Source organism: Stenotrophomonas sp. (genome assembly GCF_035634915.1).
GTDB lineage: Bacteria > Pseudomonadota > Gammaproteobacteria > Xanthomonadales > Xanthomonadaceae > Stenotrophomonas.
In genome coordinates this window covers 118358-140806 of the sequence record NZ_DASQCB010000023.1, presented here as the reverse complement: position 1 = coordinate 140806, position 22449 = coordinate 118358, and the positions used below count along the sequence as shown (strand labels likewise).

The following is a 22449-nucleotide window of genomic DNA, read 5'->3' as shown; positions in this document are numbered from 1 at the left end:
AGTTCCGGGATTCCCGCGGATCGACATGGGAATCTACCGTGTCGGCAGGTGAAGGCGCTACTTGAGGGGCAATGTGTTCCTCGGCCGCCGGGCATGGCCCGGCGCTACAGGAACAGGCTCACCACGTCGTTGGTGAAGCGGCGGCCCGGTTCGGTGGGCTGTACGTGGCCATCGACCACGGTCAGCCAGCCACGCTGCACGGCCTCGGCCAGCGGTGCGTCCAGCACGCTGCGCGGCAGACCGGTGCGCGACTCGAAATCGCGCAGGCCGAAACCCTCGTGCAGGCGCAGCAGGTTCAGCATGTACTCGAAGGGCAGGCGGTCGGCGGCGATCACTTCGTCACCACCGAACGAGGCGGCACTTCCGGCGCTGTCCATGTAGGCCTGCGGGTGCTTGAGCTTCCAGCGCCGCAGCACGTGTTCCTCGGCACCGGAGCTGATCTTGCCGTGCGCGCCGGCACCGATGCCCAGGTAATCGCCGAAGCGCCAGTAATTCAGGTTGTGCGCGCTCTGCCGGCCGGGGCGGGCGTAGGCGCTCACTTCGTACTGGCCGAAACCGGCCTGCGCCAGCAGCGCCTGGCAGTGCTCCTGCATGTCCCACGCATTGTCCTCGTCGGGGATGCCCTGCGGTGGCCGCGCGAAGAACACGGTGTTCGGTTCCAGGGTCAGCTGGTAGTGCGAGATGTGCGCCGGCTGCAGCGCGAAGGCGCGTTCCAGGTCGGCCTCTGCACCGGCCAGGGTCTGTTCCGGCAGCGCGTACATCAGGTCGATGTTGAAATTGTCGTAGCCCGCGTCCTGCGCCATCTTCACCGCGCGCTCGGCTTCGCCACTGTCGTGGATGCGGCCCAGGCGCTTCAGCGCGTCGTCGTCGAAGCTCTGGATGCCGAAGCTGAGGCGGTTCACGCCGGCTGCGCGGTAGCGGTCGAAGCGACCGTGCTCGGCGGTGCCCGGGTTGGTTTCCAGGGTGATCTCGGCATTGGGCGCGAAGCGCAGGCGCGCGCTGGCCTGCTGCAGGAAGCGGTCGATCGCTTCCGGCGGGAACAGGCTGGGCGTGCCGCCACCGAAGAACACGCTGTGCACCACCCGGCCCCAGACCAGCGGCAGGTCCTGGTCGAGGTCGCGCAGCAGGGCATCGATGTAGGCCTCGAACGGCAGCTCGCCCTTGGCCTGGTGCGAATTGAAATCGCAGTACGGACATTTGCGCACGCACCACGGCAGGTGCACGTACAGCGACAGCGGCGGCGGCACCAGGCGCGGCGCGGTGTCGTGTGCGTGGTCGCCTGAACAGGCTTCGCCGGGCAGGTGGTTGCAGTGGTCGTGGTCGTGCGGCATGGGCTTCATCGGTAGTGCCGGCCGCTGGCCGGCTTCCCTGGGGTAATCAGTTGGGCGTCAGAGCCAGCGGGCCAGCTGCTGCTTGAGCTGCTGCAGGGCGGTAGCGCGGTGGCTGATGGCGTTCTTCAGCGCCGGCTCCATCTCTGCGGCGGTCAGGCCGTGGGTGGTATCGAGGAACACCGGGTTGTAGCCGAAGCCGTTCGTACCGCGCAGTTCGCGGATGATCTGGCCTTCCCAGCGGCCTTCGCAGATCAGCGGCTGCGGGTCGGTGGCATGGCGCAGCAGCACGATGACCGCATAGAAGCGCGCAGTACGCTGGCCATCGGCAATGTCGGCCATCGCCTCCAGCAGCTTGGCGTTGTTGGCCGCGGCATTGGTTGGGTGGCCGGCGTAGCGAGCGCTGTACAGGCCGGGCGCGCCGCCGAGGGCATCGACGATCAGGCCCGAATCATCGGCCAGTGCCGGCAGGCCGGTCGCCTCGCAGGCCGCGCGTGCCTTCAGCAGCGCGTTCTCGACGAAGGTCAGGCCGGTTTCCTCCACGTCACCCAGGCCCAGTTCGGCGGCCGAGGTGATCTGCAGCGGCAGGTCGGCGAGGATCTCCTGCATTTCCACCAGTTTGCCGGCGTTGTGGCTGGCAAGTACGAGCGTCTTCATCAGCGGGGCTCCAACAGGTCCCAGGTGTTGCCGTACAGATCGCGGAACACCGCGACGGTGGCATAGGCTTCTTCGCGCGGCGCTTCCAGGAACTCGACGCCGGCAGCAACCATCACCGCGTGGTCGCGGTGGAAGTTGTCGGTGTTGAGGAAGAAGCCGACGCGGCCACCGGTCTGGTTGCCGATGCGGCTGCGCTGTTCCTCGTTGCTGGCGCGGGCCAGCAGCAGGGCGGCGGCGCTGCCGTCGGTCGGCCCGACCACCACCCAGCGCTTGCTGCCCTGGTCGATGTCGTCCAACAGGGCGAAGCCGAGCTTGGCGGTGTACCAGGCAATGGCTTCGTCGTAGTCGGCCACCACCAGGGTGGTCAGGGCGATGCGGCGGTTCATGCCGACAGCGCCGCCTGCTGTGCGGCCAGCAGCTCGGCTACGCCCTTTTCGGCCAGGCCCAGCAGCGCGTCCAGCTCGTCGCGGCGGAAGGCGTGGCCTTCGGCGGTGCCCTGCAGCTCGATGAAGCCGCCACCGTCGTTCATCACCACGTTCATGTCGGTGTCGCAGTCGCTGTCTTCGGCGTAGTCCAGATCCAGCACCGGGGTGCCGCGGTACACGCCCACCGACACGGCAGCGACCGCGCCGAGGATCGGGTTGCGCTTGATGTCGCCACGCTTCATCAGCACGTTCACCGCATCGACCAGGGCCACGTAGGCGCCGGTGATGGCGGCGGTGCGGGTGCCACCGTCGGCCTGCAGCACGTCGCAGTCCAGGGTGATGGTACGTTCGCCCAGCGCGTTGCGGTCCACGCAGGCGCGCAGGCTGCGGCCGATCAGGCGCTGGATTTCCAGGGTGCGGCCGCCCTGCTTGCCACGCGCCGCTTCACGGTCGCTGCGGGTGTGGGTGGCGCGCGGCAGCATGCCGTATTCGGCGGTCACCCAGCCTTCGCCCTTGCCACGCAGGAAGCCCGGCACGCGGTTTTCCACGCTGGCGGTGCACAGCACGCGGGTTTCACCGAAGCACACCAGCACCGAACCCTCGGCATGGCGGGTGAAGCCGCGTTGGATGACGACCGGGCGGAGCTGGTCGGGCTGGCGGCCACTGGGGCGCGAATCGGACATGGTGCGGGTTCCGTAAGGGCAGGGGAGTACGCCGCCGTGCCCGCGACCTTGACGGGGCGGGCAGGGGGGCTCAGGTGAGGGCGCTAGGGTACCATTCCCCCTTTGCACGCACCGGACACATTCCATGATTCGAAGCATGACCGCCTATGCCGGCGGCGAGCGCGTCACCCCGTGGGGCACGCTGGGCTGCGAGCTGCGCTCGGTCAACCACCGGTTCCTGGAAGTGGGCACGCGCCTGCCCGAGGAACTGCGTGCGCTTGAACCGCAGCTGCGCGAGCGCATCGCTGCGCGCCTGAGCCGCGGCAAGCTGGACCTGGTCATGCGCCTGCGCGCGCCGGAAGGTGCTGCCAGCCTGCAGGTGAACGAAGCGCTGCTGGGCCAGCTGGGCCAGCTCGCGCACCGCCTGACCTCCGATTTCCCCAACCTGCAGGTCAGCTTCACCGAGCTGCTGCAGCTGCCGGGCGTGACCCAGGGCGAGGCCGCCGACGCGGCGGCCCTGCAGGCCGAGGCGCTGTCGCTGCTGGACCAGGCGCTGGACGGCTTCGTTGCTGCCCGTGAACGCGAAGGCGACAAGCTGGCCGCCGCCATTGCCGAGCGCGTGGACGGCATCGAGCGCATCGCCAACGACGTCCGCACGCTGATTCCGGCCATTCGCGACGGACAGCGCGCCAAGCTGGCCGCCCGCCTCGCCGACCTGCCGCACCCGGTCGACCCCGGCCGTGCCGAGCAGGAACTGGTGATGTGGCTGCAGAAGCTGGACGTGGACGAGGAGCTGGACCGCCTGGGCAGCCACATCGCCGAGCTCCGCCGCGTGCTGAAGCAGCGCGAGCCGGTGGGCCGCCGCCTGGACTTCCTGCTGCAGGAGTTCAACCGCGAAGCCAATACGCTGGGGTCGAAGTCGGTGGACAGCCGCACGTCCAATGCCGCCGTCGAGCTGAAGGTGCTGATCGACCAGATCCGCGAGCAGGTGCAGAACATCGAGTGATGTGCGGCGGCAGGCTCTGCGCCGCAGCGCATTGCCCAACCGGGGTCCGCAAAATCAAATTTGTGCAGGCGGTCGGCAATCTAATTATATTTGTGCAATCCTAAGTGGCATTGGAAGAAACAGGGGCACCAGGCCCCGTTTTGAGCAGGTTCCCGCCTCTCGGAGCATCCGTATGAACGATGTGCCTGCAGATCCCATCGGTGCCGCCTGGCTGGCCAGGGCCCACGGTGTCATGCCGTGTGGCCGCCTGCCCGTGGTAAGTCAGGTGGGTAGCCGACGTGCCACCCGTGACATCAATGGCTTCCGGCTGGAGACCTATCCGGAAAGCATGCGCCCAGCGGCAGATCTGGCCGGACATCTGCAGTTCCATCTGCGTCATGAAGTACCGCATCTGGAATTTCTGGCGCGATTGTTCTCCAAGACCGGTCCAGAGCCGGTGCAGGCCTGGGTAGCGCGCGAGCCGACGGGCCAGTATGCGCGCAGGGCCGCTTTCCTGTTCGAGTGGTTGACTGGTGTGGAGCTGGTCGTGCCTGTGCGGTTGGCGGGCAACTATGTCAACGCCATTGATGAGGCCAAACTGGTCGCCTCATCCCACGACCGCATGGTCAGAACCCCACGCTGGCGGATCAATGACAATCTGCCTGGGACGCCGTGGTTCTGCCCCATCGTGGTCAAGACCGAAGCCATGGAACGGGCTGCAGATCTGGATGTGCGCGGGCTGTTTGCTGAACTGGCGGAGGAATTTGGCGACGCACTGCTGCTACGTGCCGCTGTATGGATGACGCTGCGAGAGAGCCGGGCCAGCTTCGCAATCGAAGGTGAAGGCGATCAAGTGGGGCGGGTGCAGCGTTTTGCAGACGTGATGGCGCGCCGTACGGGGGCGGGCGACGCGCCGTTGAGCGGGGCCGCTCTGGCCGAGCTGCAACAGGAAATTCTGGGCTCCCTTACCACCCTTGAGCAGTTCGGGATCCGCCAGTCGCCCGTTTATGTGGGCGAAACCATCAGGTACCAGGAAATCGTCCACTACGTTGCGCCGCCACCGGAGGACGTTGCTCCCATGCTGGACGGGCTGCGCGTCTTCCTCGAAAAGACAACCGGCCAATCGTCGGTCATGCGCAGCGCCGTGGCGGCGTTCGGGTTTGTCTATATCCATCCTCTGGCCGACGGCAACGGCAGGGCGCATCGATTCCTGGTGAACGACATCCTGCGCAGGGATGGCCTCATCCCGGAGCCGGTGATCCTCCCGATTTCCGCCGCCATCACCGACGATGCGGGGGAGCGGCGAAGCTACGATCAGGTGCTTGACCAGGTCTCCAAGCCGCTGATGGAGACCATACGCGAGGACGTGACCTTTGCTGCTGCGCGGACGACCTACCCCGACGGAGTCGCCTCAAACCTTGTGTTTGAAGGCGCTGCACAGGCACGGCCGGTCTGGCGCCATCCTGACCTGGGGCCGCACGTCGTTTTCCTGTCCAACATCATTGCCCGGACCCTGACCGAGCAGATGCCGGAGCAGTCGCGCTATCTACGCAACCACGCCCGTGCACGTGCTGTCCTGAAGGATGTTGTTGAAATGCCGGATCCGCAGGCAGATCGCGTATTGCGCTCGATCGAGCAGAACCACGGCGAATTGAGCAACGTGTTGGCCAAGGAGATGCCGGTATTGACGCAACCGGGTGTCTGGGCGGCAATTGTGGACGCCGTATCGCAGGTGTATGCCACAGCCGTGCCGGGCCAGGGTGCAGCGATTGCGCGATATCAGCCCGGCAAACCGGCGGGCCGCTAGTGGCGTCAGCTGGGCAGGAACTGCCCCCTCCAGCCCGCTCTGCTAAAGTTGCGTGCCCGCACCCTGGGGAGCCATCTGCCGGGCCTGGTTCCAGAATGTTCCGCGCAGCTCCCGCCGTGCTGGCGCGATCCGCCGCGCCGGTTCTGGAACATCGAGGATAAATTTTGCGAAATCAACAACTTGGGTTCCGCGCATGAGTGCCCCGTCCACCCCGTCGGCCGCCGTTGCGCGCGGCACGCTGTACATCGTTGCCGCCCCTTCGGGCGCCGGCAAGAGCAGCATCGTCAACGCCACCCTGGCGCGTGACCCGCAGATCGCCCTGTCCATCTCCTTCACCTCGCGCGCCATGCGCCCGGGTGAGGTGAACGGCCAGCACTACCATTTCGTCAGCGCCGAGACGTTCGAGGAAATGATCGCCGACGGCGATTTCTTCGAGCATGCCTGGGTGCATGGCGACTGGAAGGGCACCGCTCGCCAGTCGGTGGAACCGCAGCTGGCCGCCGGCCAGGACGTGCTGCTGGAAATTGACTGGCAGGGTGCGCAGCAGGTGCGCCAGCTGGTGCCGGGCACGGTGACGGTGTTCATCCTGCCGCCGTCCAAGCAGGCCCTGCAGGACCGCATGCGCAAGCGCGGCCAGGACAGCGAGGCGGTCATCGCCCAGCGCCTGGGTGCTGCCCGCGATGAAATGCTGCACTTCAACGAGTTCGACTACGTCATCGTCAACGAGGTGTTTGACACCGCCGTGGACGAGCTGTGCGCCATCTTCACCGCCAGCCGCCTGCGCCGGGAGGCCCAGAAGGTCCGCCACGCTGGCCTGATCCAGGCCCTGCTGACCCCCGATGCGGGCGCAACTGACTGATTCCAAAAGAATCGGCTGGGGGTTGGCTTGATTTTGTCCAGCCCCTGCCGGTACACTCCGTCCCCTTTCCCTCATTCGACTGAGCGGCCGACCGGTCGCCGGGAGCCCGTATGGCCCGCATCACCGTAGAAGATTGCCTGGAAGTCGTTAACAACCGTTTCGAGCTGGTCATGATGGCCTCCAAGCGTGCCCGTCAGCTCGCCAACGGCGTGCAGGCCACCCTGGACAACAGCGAGACCGAGGACAAGCCGACCGTGCTGGCGCTGCGCGAAATCGCCGCCCGCAAGATCGACAACGCGCTGATCGACGAAGTCGAGAAGGCCGAGCGCGAGCGCGCCGAGCGCGAAGCGCTGGAGTGGGCTGCCGCTGAAGTGGTCGCCGACGAAGACATGTCCAAGAACGACGATTGATCGCACCGATCAATGCCGTTGCTTGACCGCTGAACAGCCCGCCCCGTGCGGGCTGTTTCGCATTCAGGGTTTGCCGTAATCGACGCGCTGGCATAGGCTTCTGGCATGAACCCAGGCCCCACTGCCAAGGTAGCCGCGCCCACCGCCGCGGCCGTACCTGATTACGTCCTCCAGCTCGAACGCGCCGCCCATTACCTGCCGCCGGAACAGCTGCCGCTGCTGCGCCGTGCCTGGGAAGTCGGTGCGTCGGCGCATGCTGGGCAGACGCGCAAGTCGGGCGAGCCCTACATCACCCATCCGGTAGCCGTGGCCCAGGTGCTGGCCGAGCTTGGCCTGGATGTGGAAGCGCTGATCGCCGCGATCCTGCACGACACCATCGAAGACACCCCGCTGACCCGCGAGGAGCTGGCCTCCGAGTTCGGCGAAGCCGTGGCCGAGCTGGTCGATGGGGTGACCAAGCTGGACAAGCTGAAGTTCCGCGACCGCCAGGAAGCGGCCGCCGAGAGCTTCCGCAAGATGCTGCTGGCGATGTCGCGCGACCTGCGCGTCATCATGATCAAACTGGCCGACCGTCTGCACAACATGCGCACGCTGGGCGCACAGAGCCGCGAAGCGCGCGGCCGCATCGCCCGCGAGACGCTGGAGATCTACGCGCCCATCGCCCAGCGCCTGGGCATGAGCCTGGTCAAGAGCGAGCTGCAGAACCTCGGCTTCAAGGCGCTGTACCCGTGGCGCCACGCCATCCTGGAAAAACACATCCGCAGCCAGCCGGTGGTACGCCGCGAAGCGTTGGCGCAGGTGGAAGTGCAGCTGTCGCAGCGGCTGGCCAAGGAGGGCATCGAACACCGCCTGGTCAGCCGCATCAAGACTCCGTGGAGCATCTACAACAAGATGCGCGACGAGAACAAAACCTTCGACCAGGTGATGGACGTGTTCGGCTTCCGGCTGGTGGTGCGCGGCGTGCCGCAGTGTTACCACTCTCTGGGCGCGGTGCATGCCGCGTTCAAGCCGCTGGACGGCCGCTTCCGCGATTTCATCGCCATTCCCAAGGCCAACGGTTACCAGTCGCTGCACACGGTGCTGTTCGGGCCCTACGGTTCGCCCATCGAAGTGCAGATCCGCACCGAGGAAATGGACCTGATCGCCGAACGCGGCGTGGCTGCGCACTGGACCTACAAGTTCGGTGGCGATTCGCCCAACAGCGCGCAGAGCCGTGCCCATGCCTGGATCGTCGAACTGATCGATTCGCAGCGTGCCGCCGGTTCCTCGCTGGAATTCCTCGACAACGTGAAGGTCGACCTGTTCCCGGACGAGGTCTACCTGTTCACCCCCAAGGGCAAGATCCTGGCCCTGCCGCGCAACTCCACCGCGCTGGATTTCGCCTACGCGGTGCATACCGACGTCGGCAACATGGCCGTGGCCTCGCGCGTGGACAAGAAGCTGGTGCCGCTGCGCACCAAGCTGGTGTCGGGTCAGTCGGTGGAGATCATCACCGCGCGTTCGGCCACGCCCAAGCCGCAGTGGCTGGAATTCGTGGTCACCAGCAAGGCACGCACCGCCATCCGCCACCAGCTCAAGCAGCTGGAACACGAAGACGCCGTGCAGCTGGGCCATCGCATGCTGGACCGCGCGCTGGAAGCGATGGATTCCTCGCTGGAACGCCTGCCCAAGGGCCGCCTGGATGCCTTCCTGGCCGAGCACCGGTTCCCGCGCCTGGAGGCCCTGCTGGCCGAAGTGGCGCTGGGCAACTGGATGCCGACCCAGGCCGCGCAGGCCTTGATGGCCTATGCCGAACTGCGCGGCGGGCCGCACTCGCGCCAGCACTCGCAGGAAAAGATCCTCATCAACGGCAGCGAGCGTGGCGTGGTCACCTTCGCCGGGTGCTGCCAGCCGATTCCCGGCGACGAGATCATGGGCTACCACACCGCCGGCAAGGGCATCGTGGTGCACCGCATGGACTGCCCGAACCTGGCCGAGCTGCGCAAATCGCCCGAGCGCTGGGTGCTGATCGGCTGGGACACCACCGTGTCCGGCGACTACGACACCGCCCTGGTGGTGGAAGTGGAAAACGGCACCGGCGTGCTGGCGCAGCTGGCCGCGGCCATCGCGCAGAGCCACTCCAACATCGAACGCGTGGATTACCTGGACCGCGATTTCAATGCCGCCGTGCTGGCGTTCAACATCCAGGTGCGCGACCGCAACCACCTGGCCGAAGTCATGCGCCGCCTGCGCCGCCTGTCGGTGGTGCAATCGGTGCGCCGCCAATAACGCACACCTGGGGTCGGATCCCTCTCCAACGGAGAGGGCTCTGACCCCATGGCCATAGATCCACGCCATGTGTGGATGCATCCCCACCCGGTACAATCACCGCTCTGTTTTCCCAAAGCACCGGAGCGACCATGTCCCGCCAGATCATCAACACCGAAAAGGCACCCGCCGCCATCGGCCCGTACTCGCAGGCCGTGCGCGCCGGCAATACCGTGTACTTCTCCGGCCAGATTCCGCTGGACCCGGCCACCGGCGATATCGTCGGCGCCGGTGACGTCGAAGCGCAGGCCCGCCGCGCCTTCGACAACCTCAAGGCCGTGGCCGAAGCCGCCGGCGGTTCGCTGGACAAGGTCGTGCGCCTGGGCCTGTACCTGACCGACCTGGCCGAGTTTGCCAAGGTCAACGCCGTCATGCAGGACTACTTCCGGGCCCCGTTCCCGGCCCGTTCCACCATCGAAGTCTCCGGCCTGCCCAAGGGCGCCAACTTCGAGGTCGACGCGGTGATGGTCATCGACTGACCCACCCGTGGCACGCAAGGCGGCGGTCACCCCGGCACTGTCACCGTCCGGCGAAGCATCCCTGGCGATGCTGGCCGGCGTCGGCCCGGCCGTGGCCGCCAAACTGCAGGCGCGTGGCCTGGCCACCCTGCAGGATCTGTGGCTGCATCTGCCGCTGCGCTATGAAGACCGTACCCGCCTGACCCTGATTGAAGACCTGCGCAACGGCGTGCCGGCGCAGGTGGATGTACGCGTGGTGGCTGTCGAACGTGGCATGCGCCACCGGCCCATGCTGAAAGTGGCAGTGGAGGATGAAGGGCGCGGCACCCTGGTGCTGCGCTTCTTCCACTTCCGACAGCAGCAGGTCGGCCAGTTCGCGGTGGGCAACCGGCTGCGCTGCTTCGGCACGCCCAAGCCGGGGCACCTCGGGTTGGAGATCGTCCACCCCAGCTACCAGGTGCTGGGTCGCCATGACGATCCCGACCTGGGCGACCGTCTCGATCCGGTCTATCCCACGGTCGAGGGCGTTGGCCCGATGACCATGCGCAAGCTGATCGGCCAGGCCCTGGACCGCCTGCCTGAGGAAAGCGCGCTGGAACTGCTGCCCAGTGGCTGGCTCGATGGCCTGGGCCTGCCCTCATTGCGCAGCGCGCTGCTGACCGTGCACCGCCCGCCGCCGGATGCCGATCTGGCCGCGCTGGCCGCCGGCACCCATCCGGCGCAGCGACGTCTGGCGATGGAAGAACTGCTGGCCCACCACCTCAGCCTGCGCCGCCAGCGCATCGCCCTGCAGGCGCACCACGCGCCGCCGCTGGCTGGCCCGGGCAAGCTGGCCAAGGCCCTGCTGAAGCAGCTGCCGTTCGCGCTGACCGGCGCGCAGGCGCGCGTCTTCAAGCAGATCCGTGAAGACCTGGCGCGCCCCAGCCCGATGCTGCGGCTGGTGCAGGGCGATGTCGGCTCCGGCAAGACCGTGGTGGCCGCGCTGGCCGCCATGCTGGCGGTGGAGCAGGGCAAGCAGGTGGCGCTGGCCGCGCCCACCGAACTGCTGGCCGAACAGCACCTCAACAACCTGCGCGGCTGGCTGGAACCGCTGGGCGTGCGCGTGAGCTGGCTGGCCGGCAAGGTCACCGGCAAGGCGCGCGCCAAGGTGATCGAGCAGGTGGCCAACGGCGAAGCCCAGGTGGTGGTCGGCACCCATGCGCTGATGCAGGACGCGGTGGTGTTCCAGGATCTGGCCCTGGCCATTGTCGATGAGCAGCACCGCTTCGGCGTGCACCAGCGGCTTGCCCTGCGTGACAAGGGCGCGGGCGCACACAGCGTGCCGCACCAGCTGGTGATGACTGCCACGCCCATTCCGCGCACGTTGGCGATGTCCGAATACGCCGATCTGGATGTTTCGGCCATCGACGAACTGCCGCCCGGGCGCACGCCCGTGCAGACCGTGGCGCTGAACAATGACCGCCGCCCCGAACTGATCGAACGCATCGCCTTGGCCTGCCAGGAAGGTCGCCAGGTGTACTGGGTGTGCACCCTCATCGAGGAAAGCGAAGAGCTGGATGCCACGCCCGCGCAGGCCACCTACGAATCGCTGCAGGCACTGCTGCCGGGCGTGCGGGTGGGCCTGGTGCATGGCCGCCTGAAGGCCGCTGAAAAGCTGGCGACGATGGTCGCGTTCAAGGCCGGCGAGATCGATCTGCTGGTGGCGACCACCGTGATCGAAGTGGGCGTGGACGTGCCCAACGCCTCGCTGATGGTGATCGAGAACGCCGAGCGCCTCGGCCTGGCCCAGCTGCACCAGCTGCGCGGTCGGGTGGGGCGTGGTTCGGCGGTCTCGCGCTGCGTGCTGCTGTACCAGGCGCCGCTTTCGCAGATGGCGCGCGAGCGCCTGCAGACCATGCGCGAAACCAACGATGGCTTCGTCATTGCCGAAAAGGATCTGGAACTGCGCGGCCCCGGGGAACTGCTGGGCACCCGCCAGACCGGCCTGGCCGGTTTCCGCATTGCCGACCTCGCCCGCGATGCCGGCCTGCTGCCCGGCGTGCACGATCTGGCCGAACGCCTTCTGGCCCAGCAGCCGGCGCTGGCCGACCGCGTGGTCAACCGCTGGATCGGCACCGCCGTACGCTACGCCTCGGCGTAACCCGAATCGGTAGCGCCGGGCCATGCCTGGCGGCCGTTGGCGCGGTGCGTCGCGGGCGCTCATCCACGCATGGCGTGGATCTACTGCCCGGGGCAGGGTGGTCTTGCAACGGTCATCAACCCGGTCCACACTTCGTTGCCGATCTGAAGACGGCAACGATGACCCACAAGATCCCGCTGTTGATCGACACCGACCCCGGTGTGGACGACGCCCTGGCCCTGCTGATGGCCTTCGCCGATGAACGGCACGACGTGGTCGCCCTGACCATCGCCGCTGGCAATGTCGGCTTGGACTACACCGTCCGCAACGCCCTCAAGCTCTGCGACATCGTCGGCCGTACCGACGTGCCGGTGTTTGCCGGCAGCCCTGATCCGCTGCTGCACCCCTCGGTGGACGCCGCCCACGTGCACGGCCGCGATGGCTATGGCGATGTGGACCTGCCGCCGCCCAGCCGTCAGGCCGAAGCTGAACACGCCGCGCTGGCCATCCTGCGCCTGTCGCACCAGTACGCCGGCGAGCTGATGCTGGTGATGCTCGGCCCGCTGACCAACCTGGCGCTGGCCCTGAAGCTGGACCCGACCCTGCCCCAGCGCATCAAGCGCATCGTGGTGATGGGCGGGGCGGTCACCTGCCACGGCAACATCACCCCGGCGGCTGAATTCAACATCGCCTTCGACCCCGAAGCCGCGCATGTGGTGTTCACCTCGTTCAAGCACCTGCTGGTGTCGGACTGGGAAGCCACGGTCGCCCACGGCCTGCCGCTGGAGCAGGCGGAGCAGTGGCTGCAGGTCGATTCCGACCGCGCACGCTTCTACGAACTGATCTCGCGCAAGACCCGCGCGCTGTCCGAAGACGCCAAGGGCGGCCGCTGGTACACCGCCGATGCGGTGGCCATGGCGTGGGCGCTGAACCCGGAAGGCCAGCTCCAGGTCGAATCGCGCCCGCTGAACATCGAGCTGAACGGCACGTTCAGCCGCGGCGCCACGATTGTCGATTGGAACCGCCAGACCGGCCAGCCGGACAACTGCGACCTGCTGATGGCCTACGACCAGGCCCGTTTCGAGGCCCTGGTGCGCCAGGCGCTGGGCGCGGATTGATCCCGATGTGCACACACCGGTTGCCCCGCGCGGCAACCGGTGTTTATAATGCCGCTCTTGACCACCAGCCCATTTACGGTGTGAGCCCATGAAGGCCGATATCCATCCGAACTACCGCGACGTCGTCTTCGAAGACGTCACTTCCGATTTCAAGATCCTGACCCGCTCCACCATGGCGACCAAGGAAACCACCACCTGGACCGACGGTAACGAATACCCGCTGGTCAAGGTCGAAATTTCCTCGGCTTCGCACCCGTTCTACACGGGCAAGCACAAGGTGATCGACACCTCGGGCCGTATCGACAAGTTCCAGAAGCGCTACGCGCGCTGATCCGTCGATCCAGCTTCGAACCGACGGCCGCGCTTTGCGCGGCCGTTTGTTTTTGTCCGGCGCCCACCCAACGGGCGTTTGGAAGGACGGAACAGACCGTTCAGGGGATGACTTCTTTGCCCATCAAGGCCGCTTGCCGGCAGGGCTGCGCCTGCCCGTCGTCTACGACTTCCGTCTAGCACCCGACAAATGCTGCTGTGCGATAATGGCCTGATCCCCGGCACAGGCCGAGGACGTCATTCACGTGCCTGACCAATGCGCTTGGGCAGGCGCCTTCCCATGAAGGAGCGCACACAGTGTCCGATCTTGATCAGGTCACGCTCAACGCCGGCGATAAGTCGGTCGTTCTGCCCGTCATCAAACCCACCCTTGGCAACGACTGCGTCGACATCGCGAAGCTGACCAAGGAAACGGGGTTCTTCACCTACGATTCCGGCTTCACCGCGACGGCCAGCTGCAAGTCCGCCATCACTTACATCGACGGCGACAAGGGCGTGCTGCTGTACCGCGGCTACCCGATCGAGCAGCTGTCGGAAAAGTCGAGCTACGTCGAAGTGGCCTACCTGCTGATCAACGGCGAGCGCCCGAGCGCCGAGCAGCTGAAGGCCTTCACCGATGAGCTGACCGCCGAAGCCAACGTCGACGATTCGGTCAACGCCCTGATCGCCAGCTTCGCCAAGGATGCCCACCCGATGGCCATCCTCGCAGCGGCCATCGCGCAGCTGTCGGCCATCTACCACGACTCGCTGGACCTGTCCGACGCCGAACAGCGCCGCCAGGCGGCCGTGCGCCTGATCGCCAAGGTGCCGACCCTGTCGGCGCTGATCTACCGCCACGGCAAGGGCCTGCCGGCCAACAAGCCGGATACCTCGCTGGACTACGTCAGCCGCTTCCTGAAGCAGACCTTCGAAACGGCTGACGGCCAGTACGATCTGAACCCGGACGTGGTCAAGGCGCTGGACCTGCTGTTCATCCTGCACGCCGACCACGAACAGAACGCCTCGACCTCGACCGTGCGTCTGGTCGGTTCGACCGGTGCCAACCCGTACGCGTCGGTCGCTGCGGGCGTCACCGCGCTGTGGGGTCCGGCCCACGGCGGTGCCAACGAAGCCGTGCTGAAGATGCTGGAAGAGATCGGCACTGCCGACAACGTCGAGTCCGCCGTGCTCAAGGCCAAGGACAAGACCTCCGGCTTCCGCCTGATGGGCTTCGGCCACCGCGTCTACAAGAACTTCGACCCGCGCGCCAAGGTCATCGGTGAGATGACCGGCAAGGTGCTCAAGCAGCTGGGCGTGCAGGATCCGCTGCTGGACGTGGCCGTGAAGCTGGAACAGGCCGCGCTGCAGGACGAGTACTTCGTCGCCCGCAAGCTGTACCCGAACGTCGATTTCTACAGCGGCATCATCTACAAGGCGCTGCAGATCCCGACCGAAATGTTCACCGTCATGTTCGCCCTGGGCCGTACCTCCGGCTGGGTGTCGCATTGGCTGGAACAGCAGGTCGACCCGGAAATGAAGATCGGCCGCCCGCGCCAGGTCTACACCGGCAGCGACGTGCGCGACTACCAGGGCTGATCGCCTGCGATAGGTTGCAATGAAAACGCCCCGCATCTGCGGGGCGTTTTTTTTGTGCGAGTGCGTCGAAAAAATCATCCACGCATGGCGTGGATCTACTGCGGTACACCGGCGCACGCTGCCGTTGCTCCGGTAGGTGTCAACCTTGGTTGACACGCCCTGGGCCTGGGCAGAATTCATCCACGCATGGCGTGGATCTACTGCGGTGCAACGGCGCACGCTGCCGTTGCTCCGGTAGGTGTCAACCTTGGTTGACACGCTCTGGTCCTGGGCGGAATTCATCCACGCATGGCGTGGATCTACTGCGGTACAACGGCGTACGCTGCCGTTGCTCCGGTAGGTGTCAACCTTGGTTGACACGCTCTGGTCCTGGGCGGAATTCATCCACGCATGGCATGGATCTACTGCGGTACACCGGCGCACGCTGCCGTTGCTCCGGTAGGTGTCAACCTTGGTTGACACGCTCTGGGCCTGGGCAGAATTCATCCACGCATGGCGTGGATCTACTGCGCGGGATCGGGTCAGAGCCCTTTGCATCGCAAAGGGCTCTGACCCCGAACGCAATGTACCCGCAGCCGACGTTACGCCGCCTGCAGCTGCACATCCACATATTCAGCCAGCGCCCGGCAGGCAAACAGCAGCCCTTCGCGCGCCGTCACTGACCTGCTCGCTCTCATCCCCGTCCACGCGGGTGCGTTCGATGGAATGCAGCAGCTCCAACAGGAACGTCTGCCCGGCATTGGCCCGATCAATGCGCGCCAGTGCCATGCATTGGCCAAGTGTATGGCCCTTGCTCGGCCAGGGCTGGCCATTGGCGGCTTCCACCTCGCGGATGCGCTGCAGGCAGTTCAGCACGGTGATGCTGTCGGGCCGGCGCGCGCCGGGAATCTGGATGGCAACGAAGGTGTCTTCCAGCGTGCAGGCCAGATCGTCGGGCAGGCGTGCGGCGGCCTCGCCCAGAGTGGCGTAGCGGAAGGGGTATTTTGATTCGCTCATGGCGGCGTCCTTGTGCGTGATGCAGAGGAGCCACCCCGCGCATGGCGAGGGTGGCGGACGGTGCGTGGTTGCAATACCGGGAACAAGTGCGAAACGCCGGCGGGCACGAAGCCCCCACGCACCGCCCGCCATAAACGCGCGGACGGATTGCTTGCCGACGCCGCGCACAGAAGATGCACGACGCCGGCAGACAAGCGTAAACAACACACTCATTCAACGGGATTGCAAGCCCGTGCCACCCGTTGTCGGTGGCGCGTCCATCATCGGGGGCAATCGCCCGCACCCCAATGAGACAAGTTTGAAAGGTAGAAGAAATACGAATTTCTGCAGCGACTAGTCGCTAATCGCCAAAAACGTGCTGATTGCGACGATCTGCTGCCACGCGTGCCAAGACCGCGTGATTCAGGGGTCTCGCCGCGTTCACAAGCACGCGCGCAGCCTCAGGACGCCCGCTGCACCCGCAGCACTGCCTACACGGAGCGTCCAACCCATGAGTACCCGATTCGATCCACCCGAGCGCGGACCGCTCGGGCCCGATGTCGCCACGGTCGTCACCGCGCCCATCGTGACCCCGCCCAGCGAAAGTGCGGTGTCCTGGGGCGCGATCTTTGCCGGTGCTGCTGCCGCTGCCGCACTGTCACTCGTTCTGCTGATCCTCGGCGTCGGCCTCGGGTTGTCTTCGGTGTCACCGTGGTCGTTCGAAGGTGTCAGCAAGGAAACCTTCGGCTGGTCCAGCATCATCTGGCTCACCTTCACCGCACTGGCCGCTTCGGGCCTGGGTGGCTACCTGGCCGGCCGCCTGCGCACCAAGTGGACGCAGATCCATGGTGATGAAACCTACTTCCGCGATACCGCGCATGGCTTCGTGTCGTGGGCCGTGGCCACGCTGCTCACGGCTGGCCTGCTGACTTCGGCCATCAGCGGTGTACTGGGCGCCGGTGCCAAGGTGGCTGGTGCTACGGCAGGGGCTGCCGTTTCCACGGCGGGTGTTGCCGCTGCGGGTGCGGGCAGTGCCGCTGCTGCTGCACCGGAAGGCGACCTCGACTATTGGGTGGATTCGCTGTTCCGCAGCGCTACAAACCCTGGCCCGGATGCGGCGGCAGCGCAGCCTGCGCCAGGCGCACCGGCTGCAGTGCCGATGGACCCGGCCGCACCGCCGCCGCCGGTGGCTGCCAGCGCCGGCCCGCGTGATGCACGCATGGGCCCGCCGCCGCCGCGCCCGATGCCCGGCCATGGCCCGATGGGCGACCGCCGCGAAGTGCGTGCCGAAGTGAACCGCATCATCGTCAACAGTCTGCAGGGCGATGGCCTGGATCCGGCCGATACGCAGTACCTGTCGCAGCTGATCGCCCGCGAGACGGGCATGAGCCCAACCGAGGCACAGGCCCGCGTAACGGATGTGCAGACCCGCATGCGTGCGGCGCTGGAAAAGGCAAAGAACACCGCCAAGCAGGCTGCCGACGATGCCCGCAAGGCGACCGCCCATGCCGCACTGTGGCTGTTCATCACCCTGCTGATCGGCGCGTTCTTCGCCAGCCTCAGCGCCACTTGGGGCGGCCGTCGCCGCGATCTTTGAACAAGGAGACCTGACATGAAAATGATTCTGCTCTGGCTGCTGGGCGTGCCGATTCCGCTGCTGATCCTGTACGCGATCTTCTTCTGATCCACCGCGTTGAACGCGTGACAGACGCCCCGCATCTGCGGGGCGTTTCCTTTTCTACGGTAGCGCCGGGCATATGCATGGCGTGGACCTGCCGGTTCGCGATGCTGGATGGCGGAATTCGTAGCTTCTGCAATGAGAAAAGTTGCAGAGTCGAAATGAACAAAGTTGTATTTCTTCCGATCCTTGATCGGGTTCAACAATCCAATTCGGGCGATTGAAAAATAGGAATCGTTGAATGGTTTCGATTAGGTAGGGTTTCTACCATCTCTCCCGTCGCCAATTCCCCTGCAAGGCGACGCTTCCGCAGGAAGCCCCACCTCCATGTCCGAGAGAGACACCATGAACACGATCCTGAAGAAGGCCGCGCTGGCTGCAGCGCTGGTCACCGCCTCGCTGTCCGCCAATGCCGCCGAGACCCACATCACCGTCCTGGCCGACGTCGATCCCACGCTTGCGCTGATGCAGGCCGACGGAAGCCCGCTGCCGGATGCGATCAAGATGGAGCACAAGCCGGGAGTGGGTCTTGATTCCTGGTCGCGGCAGGTGCGCATCTATTCCAACGACATCGACAAGGACATTGAAGTCCGTCTGATCAACGAGCCGGTGCTGATCGGCAATGCGCCGGGTACGCCGTCGGTGCCGCTGAAGGTCAGCCTGAACACCCGCGAGCTGGGCCTGGCTGCCACCGACTACCTCGCCGCTGATCTGTTCGACGGCGCGCTGCCGGGTGCGTCGGTAGCCATGCCGCTGGAGATCGCGCAGAAGACGCAAGGTCCAATCGACGTGGCCGACAGCTTCCAGGGCATGGTCAGCATCGCCATGAAGCAGAAGACCACCAGCCCGTAAGTTTCCCCCGCGCCGGCCCGCATTCCGGGCCGGCCGCTTCTGGTTCCCCCCATGAACGTTCCCGCCCCCGCCGTTACCCGGCTGGCGTTCGCGCTTGCCTTGTCGCTGGCTGCACCGACGGTCGCCGCGCGCGGCGTTCCCGCCGGGTTCGAGGATCTGGTTGACGGCCAGACCGAGCAGCTGGATATCCGTCTGTTCGGCCGCTCCAGCGGCCTGCTGCCCGTGCGCGTCACCTTGGACCACGTGCAGCTGGAAGCGCCTGCCGAGGCGCTGCAGGCGCTGCAGCTGCCTGCCGAAGCACAGGCCGCGCTGCTGCCGGCGCTGTCACAGCCGCTGCCGCGCAACAGCCACCTGGCCTGCCGCCACGGCGGTGCCGCCGCCGGTTGCGGTTATCTCGATCCCCCGGAGGACCCCACCGCCGTGCGCGCACTGTATGACGAGGGCGAGGGCGCGGTGCGCCTGTTCGTCGCCCGCCAATGGATTCCCGGCGAGCCAGCCGCGCAGCGCCATCATCAGGTGAGCGCCAACGCCGAGAACGCCTTCCTGCACCAACAGACGGTGAACCTGAGTGGCGGCCGTGACTATCAGTCGCTGGCCGCGCAGGGCGCCGGCGTACTGGGTCTGTTCGATCGCGGCCATGTCTCGGCCAACTGGACCTTCAGCCACCAGCGCTACCGCAACCAGCGCACGCGGCAGGACTTCCAGCTCGACAACGCCTACTACCGGCATGACATCGGCCCCGAGCATTACCTGCAGGCCGGGCGCATGGACCGCCGCAATCTATCGAGCCCGCAGGGGGGCACCTTCAGCTTCAGCATGCTGCCGCTGGACCGTTTCCAGGGCCTGCGTATCGGCACCACCCAGGCCTACGTGGACAGCGAGGCCGCAGTGCAGGCCTCGCCGCTGACCGTACTGCTGGCGCGCGACGCACGCGTGGATGCTTTCGATGGCCAGCGCCTGCTGCAGACCTATTACCTGCAGGCCGGCATCAACCAGATCGATACGCGGCGTTTCCCGTTCGGCAACTACACCGTGACCCTGCGCATCTACGAAGACGGCGTGCTGGTGCGCAGCGAAGAGGCGCCCTTCGACAAGGGCGGCGACTGGGCCGACAGCAGCGTGCAGTGGTTCCTGCAGGGCGGCCGCCGCAGCGAGCGGCGCAGCGACCAGTTCGACGGCGAGATGTCGGCGATGGGCGGCGTGCGCGTGCCGCTGGGGCGCAGCGCCACCGTCACCGCGGGCGTGGCCGATCTGGGGGGCTTCAGCTATGGCGAACTGCGCGTGGATCTGCGCCGGCTGTTTGCCACGCAGGAAATCCGCGCCAGTTTCAGCGGCATGTACGGCAGCGACGGCAGCCGCGGCCAGCAATACCAGCTGTCCTACCGCCGCCGTGCGTCGTGGAACCTGTACCAGCAGCGCATGCGCGGCAAGGCATGTGAGTTCCGCGACGATGCGCGCGACCAGTTGGGCTGCGCCGATTCGCTCAGCGCCTCGGTGGCGCTGCCGGTGGCCGGTGGCCATGCGTACCTGGCCTATACCCGGCGCCAGACCTGGCGGCAGGGCGTGGGCGTACCCGGCGATATCGATGATCCGCTGACCGGCCTGGATCCGCTACTGCCGCCGTGGGCGCCGCAGCCCAGCCGCGAACCGCAGCTCAGCCGCACCTGGCAGGCCAGCTACAACCGCAGCGAACGCTGGGGCGATTTCAGTACGTCCACGCGCGTGGGCGTGTGGCAGCAGCACAACGATGGCAGCCTGCGCAGCAGCCGCGACCGTGGCGTGTTCCTCACCCTTACCTTGACCCGCCTGCAGCAGGGCGAGCGCGGCAATGCCCAGCGCCGCTACGGGCTGGACCTGCGCCAGCCGCAGCACCAGCGCCCGGATGTGACCTACAGCGTGGCGCAGAGCCTGCGCCAGGATCACGACGACCAGTTCCGCGAATTGTCCGCCGAACTGCGCGGCAACAACAACGACCGCTACGGCGCCACGCTCAGCGGGCAGCTGCAGAACCGCATCGGCCATACCGGCGCCACCGTGTCGCACTACCAGCAGCGCGGGCGTGATGAGCTGGCCTACAGCGCCACCCACAGTTCCGGCGTGGCGCTCGGTTCGCGTGGCCTGTACTGGGGCGGCGGCCTGGGCGCCGACGCAGGCCTGGCCGTGCAGGTGGATGGCACCGGCGATCTGGAACTGACCGGCGTGGCCGCCGAACTGCAGGTGGGCGGCCTGCGCCGCCAGCGCCTGAAGCTGGGCGACCGCCGCCTGCTGCCGGTGTCGGCGTATCAGTCGCATCGTGCCGAAGTACAGGATGCCAGCGCGCTGGACAGCATCGCCTCCATCCGCGTGACCGGCGCGGGCGGCGCGCGCCCACTGTTCCTGCCACCCGGCAAGCTGCTGCGCATGCCGGTACCGATTGAAGTGACCTACACCTTCATCGGCAATGCGCACGACCTGGCCGGCACGCCGCTGCGCGGTGCCCGCATCCTCAATGCACCGGTGCCGGGCACCGGCAGCAACGGCGGCTTCGTGGCCGACTTCCCGCGCCGCGAAGCGGTGCTGTACCTGCTGCAGGACGACCGCCTGCTGCAATGCCCGCTGCAAGTGCGCGAGCGCCGCCAGGTCGTGCTGCTGGTGGGGGCCGTGCAGTGCGAACCGCTGAACGTGGCGCAGCTGCCGGCGGACATCCGCCAGCAGGCGCGGGTGACGCGGTTGCTGCAGGAAAAGGCGCTGATTGCCAGCAGCCAGCAGGCTGCCGCGGGAGGTGCGCGATGAGCCGGCGGCTGTGGTGGTGGCTGGTGCTGTTCTGCGCGCTGGTCGTGATGGTGCCGCGTGCGATGGCACAGCGGCCGCCGGAAACGCATCCGACCGATGAGCATCGCGACATTGTGATGACGTGGGATCGGTCTGCGATGCCGGGGGACATCGTGTTGATGCCGCCGCGCACGCTGCTGGCGTACGACCATGTGGATCTGGGCAAGCGCTACGGCGAGCTGCATCTGACGTGTGTTTCGGATAGCAGCGCGGAGAGGGGGCGGTGCCCGGTGGAGGGGATCGAGGAGTCGGACCTTGGTCTAAGAGAGGTACCACTCACCTTCGTTGAAAAGCGCAGCCAGATGCATACCGAACTGCTTCTGTTGGGGGGCATGGCGCGGCCGATGAGCGGGCGTGGTTGCCTAGGCGACTACTGGCAGTCAACTATCCGTGCTCTTTGGTCGACGCACACTTTGAACTGCGGGACTGATGTGCCTGCAGGAGCAGGTGCCCAGCTCATGTTGGCCGCTGAACAGCTAAACAAGCTCGTCGCAGGCATCTGGACCGCAACACTCGAACTCCGCGCGAACACCCCCGGCGCCCGCAACCTCGCTACGTACACCTACCGCTTCACTCTCAACATCACCGACTACGACGCGGTCTCCATCTACCTGCCCGAGTTCCAGGAAGCCGCCCCCACCGTAGGCCTCAACCTCAGCTACGACCCCATTGCCCGAACGGTCGGTGGCCGCGCGCACCTGGACATGTGCCTGTATGACGGCCTCGGTTCGCAGAGCGAGTACCTGGGGGTCACCGTGCGCGACAGCGGCACGCGCCCTCCCGGCCCCACCGGCTATTCGGTCTGGCACACCGACGGTGCCGGCGGTGACAGCCAACGCATGGACTACACCGTCACCCTCGACCACAACGGCGCGCGTATTCCCATGCGCAACGGGGTGGAAGAACAACTGCGCAACATCGATACGGCGCGCCTGCGCCTGGTGATGTTGCCCGGAATGTCGCAGCCGGTGTTCTGCGTGCCCACGCCGCTCACCCTCGATACCCCACGCGTACCCATCGACGAGAAACGCTCTGGTGCCTACCAGGGTGATCTGAAGGTCGAACTGCGCCTGCCTACCTCCCGCCCGTGAAG

The 22449-nt window shown here is 66.5% G+C and carries 19 protein-coding genes; 14 read left to right on the top strand and 5 right to left on the bottom strand.

The genetic code is table 11. The features are described from left to right. Positions 1 to 104 precede the first annotated feature (104 nt). From hemW to rph, 4 genes are read right to left on the bottom strand one after another with little or no spacing between them, the layout of a single operon-like run. Positions 105 to 1331: a radical SAM family heme chaperone HemW gene (hemW, locus tag VER16_RS18025; protein WP_324810620.1), complete on the bottom strand. Its 1227-nt coding sequence runs from the start codon at positions 1329 to 1331 to the stop codon at positions 105 to 107. A gap of 57 nt (positions 1332 to 1388) precedes the next feature. Then, positions 1389 to 1985, bottom strand: a complete 597-nt coding sequence (rdgB, locus tag VER16_RS18020; protein ID WP_108769873.1) for an RdgB/HAM1 family non-canonical purine NTP pyrophosphatase — start codon at positions 1983 to 1985, stop codon at positions 1389 to 1391. Further along, on the bottom strand, positions 1985 to 2371 hold the full coding sequence (locus VER16_RS18015; RefSeq protein ID WP_324810394.1) for a VOC family protein: 387 nt from the start codon (positions 2369 to 2371) through the stop codon (positions 1985 to 1987). The genes rdgB and VER16_RS18015 overlap by 1 nt, the downstream gene beginning before the upstream one ends. After that, positions 2368 to 3093, bottom strand: a complete 726-nt coding sequence (gene rph / locus VER16_RS18010) for a ribonuclease PH (RefSeq protein ID WP_049426699.1) — start codon at positions 3091 to 3093, stop codon at positions 2368 to 2370. The genes VER16_RS18015 and rph overlap by 4 nt, the downstream gene beginning before the upstream one ends. Before the next feature lie 124 nt (positions 3094 to 3217). Between rph and VER16_RS18005 the strand changes: the two genes are divergently transcribed. From VER16_RS18005 to VER16_RS17960, 10 genes are all read left to right on the top strand, one after another. Beyond that, positions 3218 to 4078 carry a YicC/YloC family endoribonuclease gene (locus VER16_RS18005; RefSeq protein WP_324810391.1) on the top strand — a complete coding sequence of 287 codons (861 nt, stop codon included), beginning with the start codon at positions 3218 to 3220 and terminating at the stop codon, positions 4076 to 4078. A 172-nt stretch (positions 4079 to 4250) separates the two neighbouring features. Further along, positions 4251 to 5864: a Fic family protein gene (locus VER16_RS18000; RefSeq protein WP_324810388.1), complete on the top strand. Its 1614-nt coding sequence runs from the start codon at positions 4251 to 4253 to the stop codon at positions 5862 to 5864. A gap of 193 nt (positions 5865 to 6057) precedes the next feature. Next, positions 6058 to 6723, top strand: coding sequence for a guanylate kinase (gene gmk / locus VER16_RS17995; protein ID WP_324810385.1), 666 nt, complete (start codon positions 6058 to 6060; stop codon positions 6721 to 6723). Between the two features lie 110 nt (positions 6724 to 6833). Further along, positions 6834 to 7133: a DNA-directed RNA polymerase subunit omega gene (gene rpoZ, locus VER16_RS17990; RefSeq protein ID WP_005410877.1), complete on the top strand. Its 300-nt coding sequence runs from the start codon at positions 6834 to 6836 to the stop codon at positions 7131 to 7133. Between the two features lie 105 nt (positions 7134 to 7238). Further along, entirely contained in the window at positions 7239 to 9401 is a 2163-nt protein-coding gene (locus tag VER16_RS17985; protein WP_324810382.1) for a bifunctional (p)ppGpp synthetase/guanosine-3',5'-bis(diphosphate) 3'-pyrophosphohydrolase, read from the top strand. Positions 9402 to 9532: 131 nt separating this feature from the next. Further along, positions 9533 to 9919, top strand: coding sequence for a RidA family protein (locus tag VER16_RS17980; RefSeq protein WP_324810381.1), 387 nt, complete (start codon positions 9533 to 9535; stop codon positions 9917 to 9919). A 7-nt stretch (positions 9920 to 9926) separates the two neighbouring features. Further along, positions 9927 to 12038 (top strand): ATP-dependent DNA helicase RecG, encoded by a 2112-nt coding sequence (gene recG, locus VER16_RS17975; RefSeq protein WP_324810378.1) that lies wholly within the window; start codon positions 9927 to 9929, stop codon positions 12036 to 12038. Positions 12039 to 12196: 158 nt separating this feature from the next. Beyond that, complete coding sequence (locus VER16_RS17970; RefSeq protein WP_324810375.1) at positions 12197 to 13135, top strand: nucleoside hydrolase; 939 nt, start codon at positions 12197 to 12199, stop codon at positions 13133 to 13135. A gap of 88 nt (positions 13136 to 13223) precedes the next feature. Beyond that, on the top strand, positions 13224 to 13466 hold the full coding sequence (locus VER16_RS17965) for a type B 50S ribosomal protein L31 (protein ID WP_079223041.1): 243 nt from the start codon (positions 13224 to 13226) through the stop codon (positions 13464 to 13466). A gap of 296 nt (positions 13467 to 13762) precedes the next feature. Further along, positions 13763 to 15040 (top strand): citrate synthase, encoded by a 1278-nt coding sequence (locus VER16_RS17960; protein ID WP_324810371.1) that lies wholly within the window; start codon positions 13763 to 13765, stop codon positions 15038 to 15040. 612 nt (positions 15041 to 15652) lie between these two features. Here the strand turns inward: VER16_RS17960 and VER16_RS17955 are convergent. Next, entirely contained in the window at positions 15653 to 16036 is a 384-nt protein-coding gene (locus VER16_RS17955) for a hypothetical protein (protein WP_414716073.1), read from the bottom strand. 490 nt (positions 16037 to 16526) lie between these two features. Between VER16_RS17955 and VER16_RS17950 the strand changes: the two genes are divergently transcribed. The 4 genes from VER16_RS17950 (at position 16527) to VER16_RS17935 (ending at position 22447) form a co-directional block, all read left to right on the top strand. Next, positions 16527 to 17612 (top strand): hypothetical protein, encoded by a 1086-nt coding sequence (locus tag VER16_RS17950; RefSeq protein ID WP_324810368.1) that lies wholly within the window; start codon positions 16527 to 16529, stop codon positions 17610 to 17612. Positions 17613 to 18038: 426 nt separating this feature from the next. After that, a complete protein-coding gene (locus tag VER16_RS17945; protein ID WP_324810365.1) occupies positions 18039 to 18545 on the top strand; it encodes a CS1 type fimbrial major subunit in 507 nt (168 codons plus the stop codon). 51 nt (positions 18546 to 18596) lie between these two features. Next, positions 18597 to 21317, top strand: a complete 2721-nt coding sequence (locus VER16_RS17940) for a TcfC E-set like domain-containing protein (RefSeq protein ID WP_324810362.1) — start codon at positions 18597 to 18599, stop codon at positions 21315 to 21317. Next, positions 21314 to 22447 carry a CfaE/CblD family pilus tip adhesin gene (locus tag VER16_RS17935; protein ID WP_324810359.1) on the top strand — a complete coding sequence of 378 codons (1134 nt, stop codon included), beginning with the start codon at positions 21314 to 21316 and terminating at the stop codon, positions 22445 to 22447. The genes VER16_RS17940 and VER16_RS17935 overlap by 4 nt, the downstream gene beginning before the upstream one ends. Positions 22448 to 22449 lie beyond the last annotated feature (2 nt).

Excerpts from the sequence above, each read along its gene's own strand:
- hemW (WP_324810620.1), bottom strand. The coding sequence starts at position 1,331 with ATGCCGCACGACCACGACCACTGCAACCACCTGCCCGGCGAAGCCTGT.
- rdgB (WP_108769873.1), bottom strand. The coding sequence starts at position 1,985 with ATGAAGACGCTCGTACTTGCCAGCCACAACGCCGGCAAACTGGTGGAA.
- VER16_RS18015 (WP_324810394.1), bottom strand. The coding sequence starts at position 2,371 with ATGAACCGCCGCATCGCCCTGACCACCCTGGTGGTGGCCGACTACGAC.
- rph (WP_049426699.1), bottom strand. The coding sequence starts at position 3,093 with ATGTCCGATTCGCGCCCCAGTGGCCGCCAGCCCGACCAGCTCCGCCCG.
- VER16_RS18005 (WP_324810391.1), top strand. The coding sequence starts at position 3,218 with ATGATTCGAAGCATGACCGCCTATGCCGGCGGCGAGCGCGTCACCCCG.
- VER16_RS18000 (WP_324810388.1), top strand. The coding sequence starts at position 4,251 with ATGAACGATGTGCCTGCAGATCCCATCGGTGCCGCCTGGCTGGCCAGG.
- gmk (WP_324810385.1), top strand. The coding sequence starts at position 6,058 with ATGAGTGCCCCGTCCACCCCGTCGGCCGCCGTTGCGCGCGGCACGCTG.
- rpoZ (WP_005410877.1), top strand. The coding sequence starts at position 6,834 with ATGGCCCGCATCACCGTAGAAGATTGCCTGGAAGTCGTTAACAACCGT.
- VER16_RS17985 (WP_324810382.1), top strand. The coding sequence starts at position 7,239 with ATGAACCCAGGCCCCACTGCCAAGGTAGCCGCGCCCACCGCCGCGGCC.
- VER16_RS17980 (WP_324810381.1), top strand. The coding sequence starts at position 9,533 with ATGTCCCGCCAGATCATCAACACCGAAAAGGCACCCGCCGCCATCGGC.
- VER16_RS17970 (WP_324810375.1), top strand. The coding sequence starts at position 12,197 with ATGACCCACAAGATCCCGCTGTTGATCGACACCGACCCCGGTGTGGAC.
- VER16_RS17965 (WP_079223041.1), top strand. The coding sequence starts at position 13,224 with ATGAAGGCCGATATCCATCCGAACTACCGCGACGTCGTCTTCGAAGAC.
- VER16_RS17955 (WP_414716073.1), bottom strand. The coding sequence starts at position 16,036 with ATGAGCGAATCAAAATACCCCTTCCGCTACGCCACTCTGGGCGAGGCC.
- VER16_RS17950 (WP_324810368.1), top strand. The coding sequence starts at position 16,527 with ATGAGTACCCGATTCGATCCACCCGAGCGCGGACCGCTCGGGCCCGAT.
- VER16_RS17945 (WP_324810365.1), top strand. The coding sequence starts at position 18,039 with ATGAACACGATCCTGAAGAAGGCCGCGCTGGCTGCAGCGCTGGTCACC.
- VER16_RS17940 (WP_324810362.1), top strand. The coding sequence starts at position 18,597 with ATGAACGTTCCCGCCCCCGCCGTTACCCGGCTGGCGTTCGCGCTTGCC.
- VER16_RS17935 (WP_324810359.1), top strand. The coding sequence starts at position 21,314 with ATGAGCCGGCGGCTGTGGTGGTGGCTGGTGCTGTTCTGCGCGCTGGTC.